The organism is Desulforegulaceae bacterium, from assembly GCA_034006035.1.
Classification (GTDB): domain Bacteria; phylum Desulfobacterota; class Desulfobacteria; order Desulfobacterales; family JACKCP01; genus JACKCP01.
Genome location: JAVETN010000003.1, coordinates 251,329 through 270,029, shown reverse-complemented (window position 1 = coordinate 270,029; position 18,701 = coordinate 251,329). Strand labels below are relative to the sequence as shown.

Below are 18,701 nucleotides of genomic sequence, written 5' to 3'. Positions count from 1 at the left end.
CTCTGAATATCGAGTTTCCGAGAACTGTAATTGCGCAGGCAAAAAGGTTGCTCAATGAGTCTGCGACGCCGCACAACAAGTAAATCCAGCGGACGCATAAAAACGCGCCGCTGATTTTGACGTTATACATAAAAAGCGCAAATGAAATGAAAGAAGTTTTGAGACAATACAAAAATTTACTTATTCAGAAAAGATATAGCCAAAATACTCAGGACATATATTGCAGTTATTTTAAGGACTTTTGTATGTATTTCAGAGAAGAAAAACTTGAAAATGTAACCACTAAACAAATAAACTCATATATTCTAGACCTTATAAAATCAAAAAATATCTCAACAAGTCAGCAGAACCAGAGAATAAATGCTGTGAAATTTTATTTTGAGAAAGTACTCGGCAGAGAAAAACAATATTACGAGCTTCATCGTCCTAGAAAAGAAAATAAATTACCCAAGGTTTTAAGTAAAAACGAAGTAAAAAGTATTTTGGACTCCACTGGCAATATAAAACATAAATGTATTCTGATGCTTATTTATTCGGCAGGATTGAGAAGAAGTGAGTTGCTGAACCTAAAACCTGCTGACATTGATTCTGAAAGAATGTTAATTCACATTCTTGGTGCGAAAGGAAAGAAAGATCGAATCACTTTGCTATCAGAAAACATTTTGAAGTTATTACGACAATATTATAAAGAATATCACCCTAAGAAGTATCTTTTTGAAGGGCAGAGTGGAGGAAAATATTCTCCAACCAGTGTGGCAAATATTTTAAAAAAGGCATCATTTAAGGCTGGGATTCGTAAAAATGTCACTCCGCATATGTTGCGTCACAGTTTTGCAACACATTTACTTGAACAGGGCACTGATTTAAGATATATTCAAGAGTTGTTGGGGCATGAAAGCTCTAAGACTACAGAGATATATACTCATGTCTCCAAAAAAGCTATTGATAAGATCAAGAATCCAATTGACGAGTTTTTTGATTAGAAGGAGCAGGAAAATTATAAAGGGAAAATATAAACAATTGTTCTTATCCCTCCAATTTGGCAGTGTAAGAACAATAACTATACACAAACGTTGGCGGTAATTTGAAGAAACGATAAAGAACTAAACAACCATATAAAATATGACTAAAAAATATACTCAAAAAGAAATTGAACTTGATAAGCTAATCCTAGACAAGGAGAATCCACGATTTGCAGAACTCTATAATGGAAGTGACAAAGAGAGTGACATAGTAGAATATCTTCTATATACTGAATCAGCTGAAGAAGTAGCAGAAGCAATTTCTGAAGCTCAAGAGTTTTATGAAGATAGACCTCTTTGGGTTTTTAAATTAGATGATGGAAAGTTTCTTGTTAAAGATGGTAACCGGAGGTGTGCTGCCGTTAAAGCATTGCAGACGCCAAATAAGTATGAATTAGGTTTATCACGTTTCGAAATAAAAAAACTGCCAGTATTAGAATACAATCAACTAGAGGATTTGGACAAAAGGATTCGACTAGAGCATAATAGCAACTTATTTAAGAAATGGGGCAGAATTGCTAAAGCAATAGAAATTTACAGACTATTCTCGAGTGGAAATTCAATAGAATCCTTATCTGACATTGACTCAAACCCAAGAGATTTTATTAAAACTGCAACATTTTATCACAAAGCTGTTGCAATCAAAGGAGAAGACTTCAAAAAATTGGTAAGAGAAGGAAGAGGTAAAACTGGAGGTAAAACAATTGTATTCGAACGACTTTTTAAAGTACGAAGCAAATGTGGTTACAATTTTGGACGTAAAACAAGTGAGATAATAATAAAAGATAAAGACTTGTTTGAATCATTTGTAAATGCAGTTGTACCTTACCTAATTCAAAACCCAGAAACGTCTTCTAGAACAATTGATGATATGGGAGCTAATGCATTTCTAGATTTGCTCAAGCCTTTTGGATTCCCACCTAATAAATCCGCTTCAACCAGCTCAACAACAGGAAGTGTCCAAGGCAATTCTTCAACAAATACTCAGTCTGATGGTAGTTCAACAGGTAGCAATACTTCTGATGGTCCTTCTAATTCAGGTAGCTCAGGAACAGGTAGTAGTAGTAGCAGTAGTTCAGGAAGCGGCAATACAGGTGCGTCCAATACAGGAAACACAAATAATTCAGGCAGTGGTTCAGGTAGATTCAGTGTTAAATCAAAACCAACTTTAAAAAGAAAAAAAATACCTAGTCCTCTGAAAAAACTGATTGATGAATGTTATAATCTAGATGAAAATAATTTTGCGAATGCGAAAACCGCATTAACTAGGGTTACTCTTGAATGTACACTTAAGTATGTAGTGGAAAATACCAATAAACCAAACGGTAACCCGATAAAAACAGCCAATCATTTTGATTTAGCTTTTAAAGATAGAAGAGGCAATCTATTGCCCTATACAAATTTTGATACATTAAAATCTAAATTCTCTGAATTAATCAAAGACACAGGTATAAGAAAAGCATTTGAAGACTTCGATATTCAAAATCCGCACCAAATAATCCATAATTATCGTGTAGCGGCTGTGCCCGCAAATGCAAAGGCTCTTTGCGACAACTTGATTGATTTAATCGAGTTTATGCTTCAAGATGATACTGATTTCTTAAACTCTTTAGATTTAACCAAGCTATAATATGTTTTATTCACCTTTAAGATATCCCGGCGGAAAAAATAAACTTTCTGCATTTATAGCAAAAATTTGTATCGACAATAATATTAATGGACATTATGTTGAACCATATTCTGGCGGTGCTTCAGTTGCATTATTTTTGTTGATAGAAGGTTTTGTCCAGAAAATCACAATTAACGACAAAGATCGTTCAATTTATGCTTTTTGGCATTCTGTATTAAATAAAACAGAGGAACTATGTGCAAAAATTGAGACGGCTGAATTAAATGTTGAAGAATGGAAAAGACAACGTGCAATTCAATCGAACAAAATAAAAGCTGACCTACTTGATTTAGGCTTCTCAACTTTCTATTTGAACCGCACCAACCGTTCAGGAATAATTAACGCAGGCGTGATGGGTGGAATCAAACAAAATGGAAATTATTTAATGGACTGTAGGTTTAATAAATCAGATCTTATAAAAAGAATAAGAACAATTGCAGAACATAAAAAAAACATCCGACTTTATAAGAAAGACGCAATAAAATTAATTGATAAAATTCAACACGAAGCTGAAAATGATAATACTGTCTTTTATTTTGACCCTCCATATTACTTGAAAGCGAGTACTTTGTATATGAATCATTATGAAGACAGCAATCATAAAAATGTAAGTGATAAAATAAAATCTATTGAAAACATCAAGTGGATAGTGTCATATGATAATGTTCCTGAAATTCAAGAACTGTATGCTGATTGTCGCAAAAAGGAATTCTCCTTTAAGCACACAGCGTACGAAATAAGGGAAGGTAAAGAGATTATGTTTTTTAGCGATAATATTAAAAAACCTGAAATAGAAAATTGGAATCCTTTAAAATTCAAGCTTAAGAAAGGAAAAACTACCGCCAACATTGTGTATAAGCAATAGCGGGTTTAGTGTTAAAATAAAGGTCGATGAATATTAACAAATGTAAGTGTAAACCGAAAAGTTAGTGGCTTCTATCCGCTACTGCTCATACACTTGACCGTTCTCTGCAAGCTAAAACCCACCCGCAAAAGCAAAGAGTGCTATCGCACACATTGCTTTTTTTGCCAATCAAAAAGATGTGTCTTACGAAATTATTTAGTATTTTTGTCAAAAATGGGTCAAACTAAATATGGCAAACCTAAAAACAACAAGTTTCGGAGAGTTCATTAAACACCAAAGAGAGCAAAAAGGGTGGACTCAAACCGAATTTGGGGCAAAAATCGGTATCAATTCAAGTGCGGTTAGCAGAATTGAAAATGGAACCAAACAGCTAAGCTCTAAGAAATTAGAAACCTTAGCTAGTGTTTTTGAGATTGACATATCTAAAATTTCTGAATTATACTTTGCACATAAGTTTGCAAAGGAAATGATAGAATACAATTGCCCTGAATCCACATTGACAATTGCTGAACAAGCAGTGAAATATATAAAAGCCAAATCCTCCAAACAATTAAAATTGGATACTTTATGAGTTACACGAATGATATAGAAACTTTATCCATAGTTGAAGACTTTCAATCAAAAATTAACTTTAAACCGCAACAAGAAACCCATACGACTGATTTCAAGGTTTTGTCTCTTTTTTCGGGATGTGGCGGTATGGATTTAGGGTTTCAAGGTGGGTTTGAATTTAGGGGTAAAAAATACAGTAAGAATAATTTTCAGACCATTTTATCAAATGATATCGATGCGGCTGCAACTAAAGTTTATGAAGCAAACGAAAAATATTTTGGTAACCACCAGATTATAGAAGCTGATATTCGTGAAATACCTCACTCAATTATTCCAGACTTTGATTTTATGACAGCAGGCTTTCCTTGTCAGCCTTTCTCTAATGCAGGTAAAAGAAAAGGTATCAATGATGAAAGGGGAAGTCTGTTTGAAGAATGCGAAAAATTACTAATTGAAAAGGAAAACTCTCAAAACAAACCTAAAGGCTTTGTTTTTGAAAATGTAAGGGGAATTATGTCTTCTAAAATGCCTGATGGTACATCTATTCCTGATGAAATTGTAAAAAGGACAGAAAAACTCGGATATAAAACAACTTACAAACTTGTAAAGGCAAGTAACTACGGTGTTCCTTCTGCAAGATACCGCTTAATAATAATTGGTATTAAAAAAGAGTACGGAAGATTCGACTTTGATTTACTTGATAAGGTGGTTCAAGAATATGAATTACCGAATGAAAAAAATGCATCTTACGAATTGATGCTTGGCTCTATCCTCTCTGATATTGACTCCAAACTACCACAAGCTAAAGATTACTGGAAGTATTCACCCTCTGGACAATATATGGTCGATAAAATTGGTCCTTGTTACGGAAGCAAAGCTGTTCTAAAAAAGTTTAAAAACAATACCCCAATAGATGAGTTGCCTGAAAAAATTCATAAGGGTCGCTCTTGGAAAAATATGGATAGAGAAGATATGTCTCCTCGCTTTCAGAAGATTCACGACAATCCAAAAAAATATAGAGCACCTAACTTTTACAGAAGGTTTTCTCTTACTGAGATAAATGGAACAATCACTGCTTCAGCTCAACCCGAAGCCTGTGGAATTACTCACCCTTTCGAGAACAGAAGATACACGATTAGAGAAATAGCAAGAATTCAATCATTTCCAGATGATTTTGTTTTTCCATACACAACTATTTCAAATGCTTACAAGGTAATTGGCAACGCTGTACCTCCAATTTTGGGTTGGGTTATTGCCAAAGCAATTTCAAAACACTTGGAAATAAATGCTTAATCATAACAAATCTTATATACTCGGATTATTCACTGGTGCTGGAAAAATAGATAAAGATTCTTTCCTTATTGAGTTGCCATTCAAAAAATGGGGAATGGAACCCACAAAAATGAATGTTATCGCCATTGATATTTTGCAACGAATTGCGGGATTATTCAATTCTGAATACGGATTAAAGGTTACTTATGAAATAGGAAATAATCGTTGGTTTATTAAGCCGATTGATAATCAAGATTTCACTAACATAAGGAACGACCTTAAAAATTTAAATCTTCCAAATTCGGGCTTCATTCTTAATACAGCTGACCTTAGTACAGCCAAAAGTGAATTAAAAGGGATTAATGCCGAAAGTTTTTTAAGTGGTTTCTTCGACACAAGGGCAAGTATTACTTTATCACATAGAAGATTCAATGACGATGCACCAGTAGTTTCCATTGAAATTCCAGGAAGTACAAAAAACTTTAAATTGGTTGTGCAATTGTGTTCTTGGTTAACTGACTTAGGAAGTACAACTGACCAAATTCTATACAATCACCCAAACCAGCACGCCAAGGCTGACCCGTATTATAAGGGTTGGAAAAAGGGGTTTAAGATTCGCTTTTTAGTTCAATCATTCCTTGCTACTCATTCCTTCGCATTACAGGCGAAAGCAATAGATGCAACAAAAATTAAGAAAAGACAAAAGAAAGAAGAACAACATAGTTGTCCATTTAGAAAAATCCGTCAACCAAGCCCACTCACGGTTCATAATGAAATGAATTCAACGAGTTTGCCTGAGGAAGTTCGGAACAAACTTTACTTCCACTATTTTCATTATTGTGCTTCACTCGGTTGCAAATATGCCCCAACTGAAGAAGTTAAGAAAGTTGTATCTGAAAAGAATTCTTTAATCTCATTCTTTCCAAGACTATCCAAAGGAACTTTAAAAGAAGTCAGTCAACATTTCTATCAAATAACAGAAACGTATTTTCCAGAAAACGACATTATGAAAAAGTCTCAAACTGTGAATGCATTACTTTCAGATAACAGCAACTATTTAAAATACTATGGCATAGAACAAGGGTTAGCGTTTTTGACAGCTGAAAAATTGAACGGCAAAAGGCATAGTGGACCGATGGAAGAAATATTAACTCAAAATGCCAAAACTACTTTAATGCTACATAGCTTAGCAAACACAGATAATGAGCCAATAATGATTCTAAACCCTTCAAACGACAGAGCGATAATTTGTTCAAATATTGCAAGCAAGACAAATCAGAAGCTTATCAAAACACAAACTAAAACTAAAGGCTTAGATATCGAATTAACGAGATGAAAGAAATAGATTTTTACGAAGAATTTGCAAATAAATTCATAAAGTATTTACAAGGCTATTTGGACAATAGCTTCGAAATTACATTTAGTCAAAACAAGTCACTTGATTCGATGATTTCTGAAGTCTGTGACTTACTTAAAGTATCCAACCCATTCCCTGACGAATATATTCCCAAACTAAAACTTGACATTTTGTTTGGTATAAAACAAACAAACAAGATTCACTTCATTTTGGTCGAAGCAAAATATTTGACTCAACTTTCATTAAAAGATTATTCACAGCTTACAGGATATTTACAGGTGGCGAAAAATATAGGAACTGGTTTGCTACTTCTAATTGTCAAAGGCACGTCTCCGAATAAACTCTCCTCGGATTTTGGAGAAATTCTTAAACTAAACAAGCTACCTATGGATTGGAAAGTAACAGTGAAGAATAGTGAATATGATTTTAAGACAGGAATTTTAACCTACTTGCCTGGAAATGGAATAAACTGGATTGAAACCAACAACATAAATGGAATATCCGACTTTGAGCAATTAGTTGAAATAATTACAAATGATTTCCAATAACCGCCATACACATTTGCAATTCGCTCAAGCCATCGCACAAAACCCAAATTGCAAAAGAGTATGGCTCGCCAATGCTGAAAACCAATCTGAACGAAAAAAAGCCAGCAGAGAACACTGTATAAGCGTAATGCGGGCTAAAGAGCTAAATTTAAAGTAAGTGATTATTAACAAACATAGTGGTAAACCGAAAGTGAAGTGCTTCTAATCCCGCACTACGCTTATACTTGACCGTTACCAACAAGCTGAAAAAAGACCGAGCATATGACAATTTGCTACAAGAAAAAAAAGAATAAAAAATCCCACGCACAAATAGCACATTTGGTTTTTTGCAAACGCACATAATCCCAATCCTAAAAAACCAAAAGAGCTATTTTCTGCCAACGCCAAAAAAGGAATTACTATGTATTTATCAAATATAAAACTTTGGAACTTTAGAAAATTTGGAACAAGAACAGATTTTGATATTGAAAAACCAAATTTAGACTTAGATTTCACGAATGGACTGAATGTATTAATTGGAGAAAATGATTCAGGAAAGACTGCAATAATTGATGCAATTAAATTAGTTTTAAAAACGCATAGCTACGATTGGCTAAGAGTAAATCACGATGATTTTTATTTAGATACTATAAGGTTTAGAATAGAATTAAATTTTACTGAACTTTCAGATAATGAAGCTAAAAATTTTACTGAATGGTTAGGTTGGGAAGGTAGTGGCGAAGAAGCAAAACCTTATTTGAGATTAATTTATGATGTCAGCAGAAATATTGATGATTACTATATATTTCCTTCTGATATTCGAGCTGGAGTTGATGAAGTCGGATATCAACTTACTGCAGAAGCTCGGGAATACTTAAAAGCAACTTACTTAAAGCCATTACGTGATGCATATGGAGAATTGGTTCCACGTAGAAATTCAAGATTATCTCAAATCTTACAAGGACACGATGCATTTAAAGGGAAAGAAGAAAACCACATTTTAGTTGAACTATTCAGAGATTTCAACATCTCTGTTGAAGAATACTTTAAAGGCAAGAACAAAGATGGTGGGGATTTAGAAGGGGATAATAAAAAAGGTAAAGAATTAAAAGACGAAATTGACAAATTTATTCAAGCATTTTATGATAAAGATAAAGAATCAAACTTTGGTGTAATTGGAGGAACACTAAAAAACATTTTAGAGAAATTGGAGCTATCAATTAAAAATGAAATTAACCCCGGATTAGGCACTTTAAACCGCCTTTTTATGGCTTCAGAATTACTCCACTTACAAAAGAAAAATTGGAGTGGTTTGCGTCTTGGACTTATCGAAGAATTAGAAGCGCATTTACATCCTCAAGCCCAAATGCAAATAATTGAAGCGCTTCAACTTGAAGAAAATATTCAACTCATATTAACTACACACAGTCCTAATTTAGGTTCGAAAATAAAACTTGAAAATTTAATACTTTGTTCAAATAACAATGCATTCCCTCTTGGTTCAAACTATACAGAATTGAACCCAGAAAATTATTCGTTTCTTGAACGATTCTTAGACACAACAAAAGCTAACTTGTTTTTTGCGAAAGGTGTTATAATTGTAGAAGGCTGGGCAGAAGAAATTTTAATCCCCTCTCTTGCAAAGAAACTCAAGTCACAAGGAATAATTTCAAAGGATTTGACAGAAGCAGGTGTCTCAATAGTAAATATTGGCAATACAGCATTTCTGCATTATTCGCTTATTTTTATTCGAAAGAATAACCCTGAAATAGATATCCCAGTTTCAATTATCACTGATGTTGATATTAGAGACTATGAAAAAAGTGCCAAAAAAGATGAAAATGATAATATCATAAAAACAGGTGATGGTAAAACAGAATATGAATTTTTAAAAAGAGATACTGCAACTGTTACAGCTGAATCAGAGGCAGAAAAAATAAAGATTATTGCTAAATGGGAAAAACAAAGTGTCAAAGTTTTTGTCGCTCCAAATTGGACACTTGAATACGCTCTATTTAAATCCACATCATTAAATCTAAAATTTAAAGAAATTTTTAAAATTGTTCATCCTCAAACCGATGAAAATATTTACGAAGCAGAATTAGCAAAGAAGTTAATTAATAAAGGACTTAAAAAAACCGAAATTGCTTATAATCTTGCACAAAAAATTGAAACTGACGCGGAGATTGTAATTGATGAAAATGATGCTACAATTAAGTATTTAATAGATGCTATCAAATATGTGTGCAATGATTAATATTACTGATGCAGATATTATTTACGCTGAAAAAATCTTATTAAAAGAAAATCAGCATTTTGATGCCGAAAGAATTGCATTTATCAAAAATTTAGAAACAATTGATTTGCAAGCAGTGCCTGGCAGTGGAAAAACAACTGCACTTTTAGCAAAATTAGTTATCCTTGAAAAGTATATGCCATTAGAAAATAATTCCGGCATTCTTGCAATATCCCACACAAATGCAGCTGTTGATGAAATTCGTGATAGAATTGGCAAGTTTTGTCCTAAGCTTTTTAGCTATCCTAATTTTGTAGGAACTATACAAAGTTTTGTTGATTCCTTTTTGGCAATTCCATATTATGTGAATTATTTTAAGGAAAAACCCTTTAGAATTGATAATGAAATTTATGATGAACAGGTTGAGCGCTTTTACAATAACACTAATAATTATGGATTAAAAACATATTTAGATAGACAAAACGATGGATTGTCATTCTTGAAATCTATTAGGATTACAACACAAGGAGAATTAAAAAGTTATATAAATGGCAAACCCGAAAATTTTAAATTAAAGGATTCAACTAAGCCAACTTATAAAGCACTTTTAAATTTTAAAATCAATTTAATACAAAAAGGATATTTACACTTTGACGATGCGTATACATTAGCTCAATTTCATTTAGCAATAGCCCCCAAGAATAAAACTTTACTTCAAAACAGATTTAAGTATGTTTTTGTGGATGAAATGCAAGATATGGACATACATCAATATGAGTTATTAGAAAAACTTTTTTACGATGATGGAAATAGTATTGCTTTCTTTCAAAGAATTGGTGATAAAAATCAAGCAATATTCAATGGTAGTGCAAAAATTGAAGAGATATGGGATAGTCGAGAAAATACTCTTTATTTAAACGGAAGCCATAGACTAAATGCTAAAACAGCACCAATAGTAGAAAATCTTGCTTTAACACCTAATGAAGTCGTAGGTCGCAACAAAAATCAAGACAATTCTGAAATTGATATAAAACCTCATATTATCGTTTTCGATAACACAACCATCAAAGATGTTATACCAAAATTTTCAGAAATAATAACAGAGCTTCAAGAAAATGGAAATATTCCGGTACAGGCAAATAATAGTTTCATGGCTATTGCCTGGCGAAAGGAAAATGAAGAAGCAGATAAAATTGGACTTTCCGATTATTGGAATGATTATTCAGTAGCTGGTTACAAAAAACAAATTGATTTTAAAGTTCTTAAAGACTATTTATTGTTTTTAGATAAAGAGAAGAAGACATTAGAATCTGTCAGGAAGAATATTTTGAATGCCTTACTAAAAGTAATGAGACTGGAAAATATTCTCGATAAAAATAGTCGGTTTTATTCAAAAAGAAAACTGCTTCAATTTCTAAAAGAGAATTTTACAAATGAATATGAAAGTTTAAAACTAAATATTTATAAATGGTCAATCGCAGTTATTAAGGGTAAGTCAGAAGAAACATTTGAGTTAGTAAAAGAATATATCCCTACATTTTTACATTTATTTGATAAAGAAATAGCGCGTTCAAATGATTTTATTAATAACGAAAGTGAAATAAATATTGAAGATATCGAGATTTTAGAGCAAACTAATATTTATAAATCAGGCAATATAGTAATTGAGATTGGAACAATTCATTCAGCAAAAGGACAAACTCATACTGCGACACTATATTTGGAAACATTTTATCAAGGTAAATACGAATCAGAATACTTAAAAGAATTATTCTTAGGAGAAGCTACTAATAGGAATGGAGTTTATAGAAAGCAGGCTATGAAAATGAGTTATGTTGGATTTTCAAGACCTACTCATTTGCTGTGTATTGCAATACATAAAGATAGATTTGATAGAGATTTGTCAGAAATAAATAATGGAATATGGGAAGTAGTAGAATTAGAATAGCCACCGCAAAAGCCATACACATTTGCAATTCACACAAGCCAACGCTTGCCCCAAAATTGCAAAAGAGTATGTCTTGCCAGCATCACAGAATTGGAAATGTGTAGCAAAATTGAAAGATAAATGATTGAAAAAGAAAACAGCCAGTTGGTAACAAAGTGTATAAATCATTGGGCGGATAGTGCTAATTTCAAGGATGTTACACTTAATAAACTTTGTGGCGGTTTGACAGGAAAGTGCTTCGAAATGCCCAACGCTTCATACACCAACCGTTGAGAGTATAAGATGGAGAATGAAAAAAATGTATAACAAATCGTTGCGCCTGACATTTTTCCGCTCCGCTACAAAATGCAGGTGAACTTCAGCGTTAGTTGAATAAGGAGGTTTCGTGGATATTTTAGGATTACTATCGGGTGCTTTAGTTCAAGTTTGGTACATCATACCTCTGTTACTCATCGTTTCGATATTCAAGAGTCGATGGTTTAAAGGTCTGTTTGGCGAGTATTTGGTAAACAGATTGCTGTCACAGTTATCTGAATCAGATTACACGTTAATAAAAGATGTAACTTTACCCACTGAAGATGGCACAACACAAATTGACCACGTTGTTGTATCTAAGTTTGGTATTTTTGTTGTTGAAACAAAAAATATGAAAGGGTGGATCTTTGGCTCAAAAAGTCAAAAACAATGGACTCAAAAAATCTATCGGCATACTTCCAAATTTCAGAATCCTCTCCATCAAAATTATAAACATATCAAAGCTCTTGAATCATTGCTGGGTATAGATTCATCTAAGTTGCATTCGGTCATCGTTTTTATTGGTGATAGTACGTTTAAAACTGATATGCCTAATAATGTTACTTACGCACGAGGTTGCTTGGATTACATTAAGCAGTTCATCCAGCCAGTATTTTCAGATGCTGAATACGCTCAAATTATTTCGTCCATCAACGAAGTTAAGCTCAAGAAAGGCGTGGTTACAGATCTAAAGCACAGGCAACATGTTAAAGAGCTGGTTGCTTTAAAAGAAAACATAAAGCAATGTTCACGTTGTGGCTCTGATATGGTTGTGCGTGAAACCAAGCGTGGTGAAGATAAAGGTAAACAGTTTTGGGGTTGTTCCTCTTTCCCTAAATGTAGGTCAGTGGAAAAATTCAACTAACAAACGCTTCAAGAGGGACAGCCAACGCGTGGCATTTTTATTATGCGTTGGTTTTTGTGGTTACAGTGTTATGCGGAAGCTTGGTAGTGGCGTTGGCTGCCCCTTAAGCGGGCGTTGGGCAACTGGAACATATGTGTTAACGAATAGGAAAGTTCTAAAATGAGAGTTTATCTTGATTGTTGCTGTTTACAACGACCGTTCGATGATAAATCCTCTTTAACCCCCTATATAATATGGAGACATTTTGCTCGTAGTTATGTTAAAAAAACAGAGTAAGAAAGGAGCAAAAGATGGGGGAAATAAAATCTGAACAAGTTTATAGCAAAGAATTTAAATCACAGGTTTTAAAAGACTGCTTTGAAACAGGCAATTACAGCAGTGTAGCAAAAAAATATGGAATACCGCCAACTACAATATACGGCTGGATAAGAAGAGAAAAAAACAAAGAAAAAATTCAGGCAAAAAAATCCAAAAAAGCTTATGAAAAAGAAATTTCAGACTTAAAATTAGAGAATGAAATTTTAAAAGAGCTTTTAAAAAAAACGAACCAACTCTGGCTCAAAGAATAGAAGTAGCTGAAAAATTTATAAATATTGGTTTTCCTGTTAATAAGGTATTGAAGTTTGCAGGTGTTGCAAATTCAACCTGGTACAGCCAAAAAAATAAAGTATGTTCCGATGGCAGAAGAAAAAATAAAGGCAGGCCTTTTCCCGGTTATAGCATGGATTGTAATGGTGACATCATACCTGATGAACTCATTGCAGAAGCTCTCAAGGGCTATAGAGATCGTAAAGAGTTCATTAATGGCGGAGGCTGTAAAAAATTATCGGCATACCTGCTAAGAGATTATAATTACAGAGTTAATCACAAAAAAGTATACCGTCTGTGTAAAGAAAATAAGCTTTTGCTTCCTGGAAAAAAGAAACGTCAAAAAAACAGACATAAAAAAATGAGCCAGAACAGAATAATAACAGAGCCGTTACAAATGTGGGAATTAGATTTAAAATATGGTTATATTCATGGAGAAAAAAGATTTTTCTTTGTTATGGCAATAATAGATGTATGTATGAGATTTATTGTCGATTATTATGTAGGTCTAAGATGCACAGGAAAAGACCTGGCTTTTACATTGTCATGTGCTTTAAAGAAATTTGATATTCCAGAAAAAAATCAGCTTGTAATAAGAAGTGATAATGGACCTCAGATGACATCAAAAGTTTTTATCAATCACATTGAAGATTTAGGGGAAAAACAGATTCTGCATGAATTGATACCGGTTCGGACTCCCAACAAAAATGCCCATATAGAAGCATTTAATTCCATACTTGAAATTGAGTTCTTTCAGCCAAGATACTTTAACAGCTATGGCCAGGCATATAAAGAAGTTGTAGATTTTATAAATTTTTATAATTATCGCAGGGTTCACAGTTCACTTGGAATGAAAACTCCGATGGAAGTTTATAATTCATATAAAATGAAAGAGGAGCTTAAGATATCTCCAGTAAAGGTATAATTTTTTCTTAACCTGTAAAAAAAAGAACGTAGTGGAGCTGTAAGTCAAGGGGAAATTGGTGGGGCCCCTTGGGGGAACCAATTTCCCCTTGACTTACAGAGCAACGAAGTTATTAAAAAACAGGTTAAGAAAAAAATAAACTCCAATAAGTCATTATTTATAAGGAAAGTATTATAAAAAATTACGAGATAAATTTTTCCATAAAAAAGGGGTTGACCCGAATCATATCCAAGGATAGCTGTTGAAGCTGAAGCAGTCCTTGTTATTTTATCATTGTGCGAGTCACATGATTTAAACCTTATCTCATCAGATGCTCTACTATTCGAGATTGGTCGTATTCCCGATCAGGAGCGTAAGGAGGCTTCATTGGCAATTCTTAAAATTGCAAAAGAAGCTCTTGAATTATCTCAAGAAATAGAAGCATTAGCGAAAAAACTGGAAGTCTCAGGTTTGAAACCGCTTGACGCTTTACATTTGGCATTTGCATCCGCTTCGAAAGTGGGGTATTTTTGTACATGTGATGACAAATTTTTGAAAAAAGCTAAGGGTTTTGATGGATTAAATACCAAGGTAGTATCCCCTACCGAATTGGTGATGGAGCTATATATATGAATACCCAAACAAAGCCAGTATTTGAAATCAGCCGTAGAGCTACTCACATTCTATTCAAAGAAATGGGTGCTGTTGACACCATTAGGTTTCTGAATCAGTTCTCTGTAGGCCAAGGTGATTATACAAAAGATCGAAATAATTGGCTGGATAAGATATCCATGGATGATGTTATTGCTCAAATTAAAGCTGAAAAGAATAGAGCCCAATCGGGTAGCCGGGGGTTTTAATCCCCCAGCCCCCACACCACCCCACAAGCGGGTCCGCATAGGGCGGTTCACCAAAATTACCGGACCGTAGCCGGGTAATGAATTTTCAACCACTGTTCTTTGACAGATATTAGCCCTTGTTTAGATAGCCATTTATTGGTCATACCGGCCTGTGTTGCCATAGTTCTGGACAGATGCCATGGCCCTCTTCGGCTGAGTGATGTTGAGATGGCCTCTTTTTTATATATTCCCAATTTAAGAAGATTTCGGACTTTGGTACGGGTATACCGCCATTGTTTCCAGCAGCACATCCGCATCCGGCGGCGAAGCCATTCATCTATTCCCGGGATTGGTCGGTAGTATTCCGATATCCCGTAATAATTCATCCAGCCCCGGACATATTCCGCTAACTTCTTGTATCGGTACTCCATTAAGACAAACCAACTTCTTCCGGTAAAGAGGCGCAAACGCCGTTTAAATTCCAGAAAGGATTTTTCACTCCATCTGATTTTGCCGTTTACAAATACAAAACCAAGAAATCCGCACTCTCTTACGGGTGCTACTTTGCTTTTCTTCTTATTGATTGTGAGCCGAAGCTTATGTTCGAGAAACCTTTGGATACTTGCCATCACACGTTTACCGGCACTCATACTTTTTACCATAATGATAAAGTCGTCAGCGTACCTCACAAAGTGATGACTACGTCTTTCCAGTTCCTTGTCAAGATCATAACGAGATTAAATTTTTAGAATTTACCGTCTAAAATTTTTAACATAGCTTCAGGAATTTTATCAATAAGTTCAGCTACTTGGGTAGCAGGGGTAGGATTTAAAAGTTCTGCAATTATTCTATTGCACAGACAAGACATTTCTCCGGCTTTTGTAAAATCGAAACCAGCACCAAGAAGAGCTGTTAAAATCCCTGTTATTGTATCTCCTGTTCCTCCTATTGCCTCCATTGAATCAAAGGAAGGAGAATCAAGTGTTTTAAGAATTTCTCCGTTTTTTACAATATAATCTGTTTTACCTTTTACTATTAAATTTCTTGCTGCATTTTCATGTTTATATGCTCTTTTTACAAGTAAGGGCAAGTCTTCATCAGTTGAAAGAATAAATCCCCTTGTATAAAAGGGATGAGGTGCAAGTTCATCTGCAAGAAAAGCAAGTTCTCCGGCATCGGGAGTAAAAAAATCATAGGAAAGAGCCTGACCGCTCATTTTGGCTGCATACATAAATCCTGCATCTGCAATAAGAACCGGCCTTTTTTTCATATCCTCAATAGCAAAAAGTATTTTGTTGTGCCAGTCAACATCGGGCTGAAGATAGTGAAAAGTTAAAATATCAAGATCAAAAGAAGAAAGATTTTTTGTTAAAAATTCATAAAGTTTTCTGCTTCCATAGCCTTTTCCTGTATCTCCCACTAAAAAACCATATATTTCAGGACATTTTACTGTTTCAGAAACTTTAAGAGCAGCAGCCATAAGTGCAAGAGTGCATCTGTTTATGGAAACAAAATTGTTATTAATTTTTATTTTATCCCCTGAAAATTCAATCTTTCCGTGAACCAAAGGAAAATTATCATCTGGAACAGTTCCAACAATTCCTATCATTTTTTCAAAATCTCCTCATAGGCAAGCTGAAGAGCATAACCGCAGAGTGTATGCCCGATATCCCCTGGATTTGGTGATTCTTCAAGGGTTTTTCCTGTCATTTTTTCAGCAAGATATGGAACATCAGGACATCCTCCACCTGAAATATTTACAATTCTTCTGTCTTTTTTTGAAATTGTAATCTTCATATTTGCTGCCCGAACCATAATAAAGTCGCCAAAATCCTTTGTATGAAAAAGGCTTACAGGTTGTAAAAGTCCTGAACCTACAGGAACAGTTTGAGCTGGAAAAATATTACTTTTTGAAAGCTCCCGTTTCAGCTCCAGCTCTTCAATCAAAGGAAATTCTATTACAAGATCACATCCTGTGCGTATTTCCGGGGGAGGGCCCATAACACTTATGGACCGCCCTGTTTTTTTCAAAATTTTTTCTGCACGGATAACTTCACTTGTGTTTTCAAAAACCATAATTCCACGATCTGCGGATTTTTTTTTCGGTTTAATAAGCTTTTTGAAAAACCTTAACAAATTTATTCCTTTTCAACTTTTATTGTAAAAACTTCGCTGTCTTCCAAAACCTCTTTTATTTTAAGACCTTTACTTTGTAGAGCTCTTGACACATTTTCCATTGAAGTGCGGGTATCAACAATTATTTCAAGATTTTTATCAAAACCTTTTTTAACTGCATTCAAAGTCATAATTACAGGCTGGGGACAGGAAAGTCCTCTTGCATCTACTTTTTCTGACATTTTTTATATCTCCTATGCATTTTTTCTGCTCATTGTAAAACCAATAAAAAGACATACTGCAAATCCAACAATCACAGCAGCCATTCCATGTTCCCCAAGTCCTTTGGGAGAACTTGCAAGGCCGAAATTATGAGCAAACCCAGCTCCAACTATCATCCCCATTACAAATACAGCGGCATCAGTATCTCCTTCTCCTGAAAGAAAAAGCTGTCTTCCAGGACATCCGCCTGCAAGTGCAAAGGCAAGTCCGGCAAGTGCCATTCCTGCAAAATTCCAAAAATGAGCAGTGTGTGCAACAGGCTGTCCTTCAAATCCCGGAGTAAATTGCCCCAAAACTAAATTGGCAAAAAAAGCAAAAACAATTAAACTTACAAAACCTCCTAAAAGATGGGTTTGTTTAAACAAAATAAAATCTCTTAATGCCCCCATTGTGCAAAACCTGCTTCTTTGAGCAAGAAATCCAACTCCAAGTCCCACAAGAAGAGAAATAATTAATGGAGCATGCATGGCTCCGGGCCCTTTGAGGCTGTAAAAAAGAACTCCGCTTTTATCACTTACATCAACCTGAGGATAAATAAGCATCAGAGCAAGAAGACCAAGCATAAATAAAGGAAGAATCCACCCTGCTCCACTCTTTGTTTTCTGGGTTCGCCCTAAATTGTATCCGTTTTTTAAAAAAAGAGTTCCAATAAAAATTCCTGCTGCAAGCCCAAAAAGTCCTAAAACTGCATTTAAATCTCCACCCGCAAGCCTTAACGCTGCACGCCAGGGACATCCAAGAAAAACAAGAGCTCCTATCATTGCAAAAACCCCTAAAAAAAATCTGACTATGGGAGCTGAACCTGATCTTGGACGAAATTCCTTAAACATATATGCCGCCACAAGTGATCCAAGAACAAACCCGATTATTTCAGGCCTTATATACTGAACAACCCCGGCTCTGTGAAAACCAAGAGCCCCTGAAATATCCCTTTCAAAACAGGCAACACAAATTCCCATGTTTCCCGGGTTTCCAAATTTTTGGAGAAGCGCCGCTGCAATTCCAATAATAGCACCAACTCCTATTACTCCCCATTTTAAGGCGAAAAAGTTTTTCCCCTGCATTAATCTCCTCCTTGATAATTTAAAAAAACAATAAATAGTTGCTGAAGCAAAATTCTGCTTTTTCAGCCAATCAGTAAGCATTTAAAATTAAGGGAATTAAAGTTGAGTTGGAAATACATGTCAAATACGTAAATTCTATTAGTTTTTTTAAGTGGATAGAATTTTTCAATAATAAAACCTTTTCTTTTTTCTATCTGAAAAACTCAGCAACTAAAAAAATTTATTACGAACTCCATAATTTCTTGCATATAAATTAATTTTAGTTTTTTATATATTTTACTTTCATCAATTTTTATTTTTAA

General features: G+C 34.4%; 19 protein-coding genes and 1 pseudogene. 14 read left to right on the top strand and 6 right to left on the bottom strand.

Going from position 1 to position 18,701, the window contains the following annotated elements:
* Nucleotides 1-146: 146 nt before the first annotated feature.
* The 14 genes from RBR53_04385 to RBR53_04320 all read left to right on the top strand — a co-directional run bounded on the left by RBR53_04385 (nucleotide 147) and on the right by RBR53_04320 (nucleotide 14,959).
* On the top strand, nucleotides 147-983 hold the full coding sequence (locus RBR53_04385) for a tyrosine-type recombinase/integrase (protein MDY0131887.1): 837 nt from the start codon (nucleotides 147-149) through the stop codon (nucleotides 981-983).
* 139 nt (nucleotides 984-1,122) lie between these two features.
* Nucleotides 1,123-2,652 (top strand): hypothetical protein, encoded by a 1,530-nt coding sequence (locus tag RBR53_04380; GenBank protein MDY0131886.1) that lies wholly within the window; start codon nucleotides 1,123-1,125, stop codon nucleotides 2,650-2,652.
* 1 nt (nucleotide 2,653) lies between these two features.
* A complete protein-coding gene (locus tag RBR53_04375; protein MDY0131885.1) occupies nucleotides 2,654-3,556 on the top strand; it encodes a DNA adenine methylase in 903 nt (300 codons plus the stop codon).
* A gap of 229 nt (nucleotides 3,557-3,785) precedes the next feature.
* Nucleotides 3,786-4,127: a helix-turn-helix transcriptional regulator gene (locus RBR53_04370; protein ID MDY0131884.1), complete on the top strand. Its 342-nt coding sequence runs from the start codon at nucleotides 3,786-3,788 to the stop codon at nucleotides 4,125-4,127.
* On the top strand, nucleotides 4,124-5,401 hold the full coding sequence (gene dcm, locus RBR53_04365) for a DNA (cytosine-5-)-methyltransferase (GenBank protein ID MDY0131883.1): 1,278 nt from the start codon (nucleotides 4,124-4,126) through the stop codon (nucleotides 5,399-5,401). The genes RBR53_04370 and dcm overlap by 4 nt, the downstream gene beginning before the upstream one ends.
* Nucleotides 5,394-6,716, top strand: coding sequence for a hypothetical protein (locus RBR53_04360; protein MDY0131882.1), 1,323 nt, complete (start codon nucleotides 5,394-5,396; stop codon nucleotides 6,714-6,716). Before dcm ends, RBR53_04360 begins: the two co-directional genes overlap by 8 nt.
* Nucleotides 6,713-7,285 (top strand): hypothetical protein, encoded by a 573-nt coding sequence (locus RBR53_04355; protein ID MDY0131881.1) that lies wholly within the window; start codon nucleotides 6,713-6,715, stop codon nucleotides 7,283-7,285. Before RBR53_04360 ends, RBR53_04355 begins: the two co-directional genes overlap by 4 nt.
* 400 nt (nucleotides 7,286-7,685) lie before the next feature.
* Nucleotides 7,686-9,521, top strand: a complete 1,836-nt coding sequence (locus tag RBR53_04350) for an AAA family ATPase (protein MDY0131880.1) — start codon at nucleotides 7,686-7,688, stop codon at nucleotides 9,519-9,521.
* Complete coding sequence (locus RBR53_04345; protein ID MDY0131879.1) at nucleotides 9,514-11,448, top strand: AAA family ATPase; 1,935 nt, start codon at nucleotides 9,514-9,516, stop codon at nucleotides 11,446-11,448. The genes RBR53_04350 and RBR53_04345 overlap by 8 nt, the downstream gene beginning before the upstream one ends.
* Nucleotides 11,449-11,833: 385 nt before the next feature.
* A complete protein-coding gene (locus RBR53_04340; GenBank protein MDY0131878.1) occupies nucleotides 11,834-12,607 on the top strand; it encodes an NERD domain-containing protein in 774 nt (257 codons plus the stop codon).
* Nucleotides 12,608-12,897: 290 nt separating this feature from the next.
* Nucleotides 12,898-13,176 carry a transposase gene (locus RBR53_04335; protein ID MDY0131877.1) on the top strand — a complete coding sequence of 93 codons (279 nt, stop codon included), beginning with the start codon at nucleotides 12,898-12,900 and terminating at the stop codon, nucleotides 13,174-13,176.
* A 152-nt stretch (nucleotides 13,177-13,328) separates the two neighbouring features.
* On the top strand, nucleotides 13,329-14,120 hold the full coding sequence (locus RBR53_04330) for a DDE-type integrase/transposase/recombinase (GenBank protein ID MDY0131876.1): 792 nt from the start codon (nucleotides 13,329-13,331) through the stop codon (nucleotides 14,118-14,120).
* A gap of 366 nt (nucleotides 14,121-14,486) precedes the next feature.
* Nucleotides 14,487-14,732 (top strand): PIN domain-containing protein, encoded by a 246-nt coding sequence (locus RBR53_04325; protein MDY0131875.1) that lies wholly within the window; start codon nucleotides 14,487-14,489, stop codon nucleotides 14,730-14,732.
* Entirely contained in the window at nucleotides 14,729-14,959 is a 231-nt protein-coding gene (locus RBR53_04320) for a hypothetical protein (GenBank protein ID MDY0131874.1), read from the top strand. The genes RBR53_04325 and RBR53_04320 overlap by 4 nt, the downstream gene beginning before the upstream one ends.
* Before the next feature lie 56 nt (nucleotides 14,960-15,015).
* On the opposite strand, the gene RBR53_04315 is transcribed toward RBR53_04320, so the two are convergent.
* The 6 genes and pseudogenes from RBR53_04315 to yedE all read right to left on the bottom strand — a co-directional run bounded on the left by RBR53_04315 (nucleotide 15,016) and on the right by yedE (nucleotide 18,399).
* Nucleotides 15,016-15,423 carry a group II intron maturase-specific domain-containing protein gene (locus RBR53_04315; GenBank protein MDY0131873.1) on the bottom strand — a complete coding sequence of 136 codons (408 nt, stop codon included), beginning with the start codon at nucleotides 15,421-15,423 and terminating at the stop codon, nucleotides 15,016-15,018.
* 51 nt (nucleotides 15,424-15,474) lie between these two features.
* Nucleotides 15,475-15,654, bottom strand: a pseudogene (locus tag RBR53_04310) (reverse transcriptase domain-containing protein).
* Nucleotides 15,655-15,683: 29 nt separating this feature from the next.
* The gene (locus RBR53_04305) at nucleotides 15,684-16,547 is read right to left on the bottom strand and encodes an NAD(P)H-hydrate dehydratase (protein MDY0131872.1); all 864 of its coding nucleotides are present in this window, start codon (nucleotides 16,545-16,547) and stop codon (nucleotides 15,684-15,686) included.
* Nucleotides 16,544-17,014: a DUF3343 domain-containing protein gene (locus RBR53_04300; GenBank protein MDY0131871.1), complete on the bottom strand. Its 471-nt coding sequence runs from the start codon at nucleotides 17,012-17,014 to the stop codon at nucleotides 16,544-16,546. Before RBR53_04300 ends, RBR53_04305 begins: the two co-directional genes overlap by 4 nt.
* Nucleotides 17,015-17,076: 62 nt before the next feature.
* A complete protein-coding gene (locus RBR53_04295) occupies nucleotides 17,077-17,295 on the bottom strand; it encodes a sulfurtransferase TusA family protein (protein ID MDY0131870.1) in 219 nt (72 codons plus the stop codon).
* A 12-nt stretch (nucleotides 17,296-17,307) separates the two neighbouring features.
* Nucleotides 17,308-18,399, bottom strand: a complete 1,092-nt coding sequence (yedE, locus tag RBR53_04290) for a YedE family putative selenium transporter (GenBank protein MDY0131869.1) — start codon at nucleotides 18,397-18,399, stop codon at nucleotides 17,308-17,310.
* Between the last annotated feature and the right edge of the window lie 302 nt (nucleotides 18,400-18,701).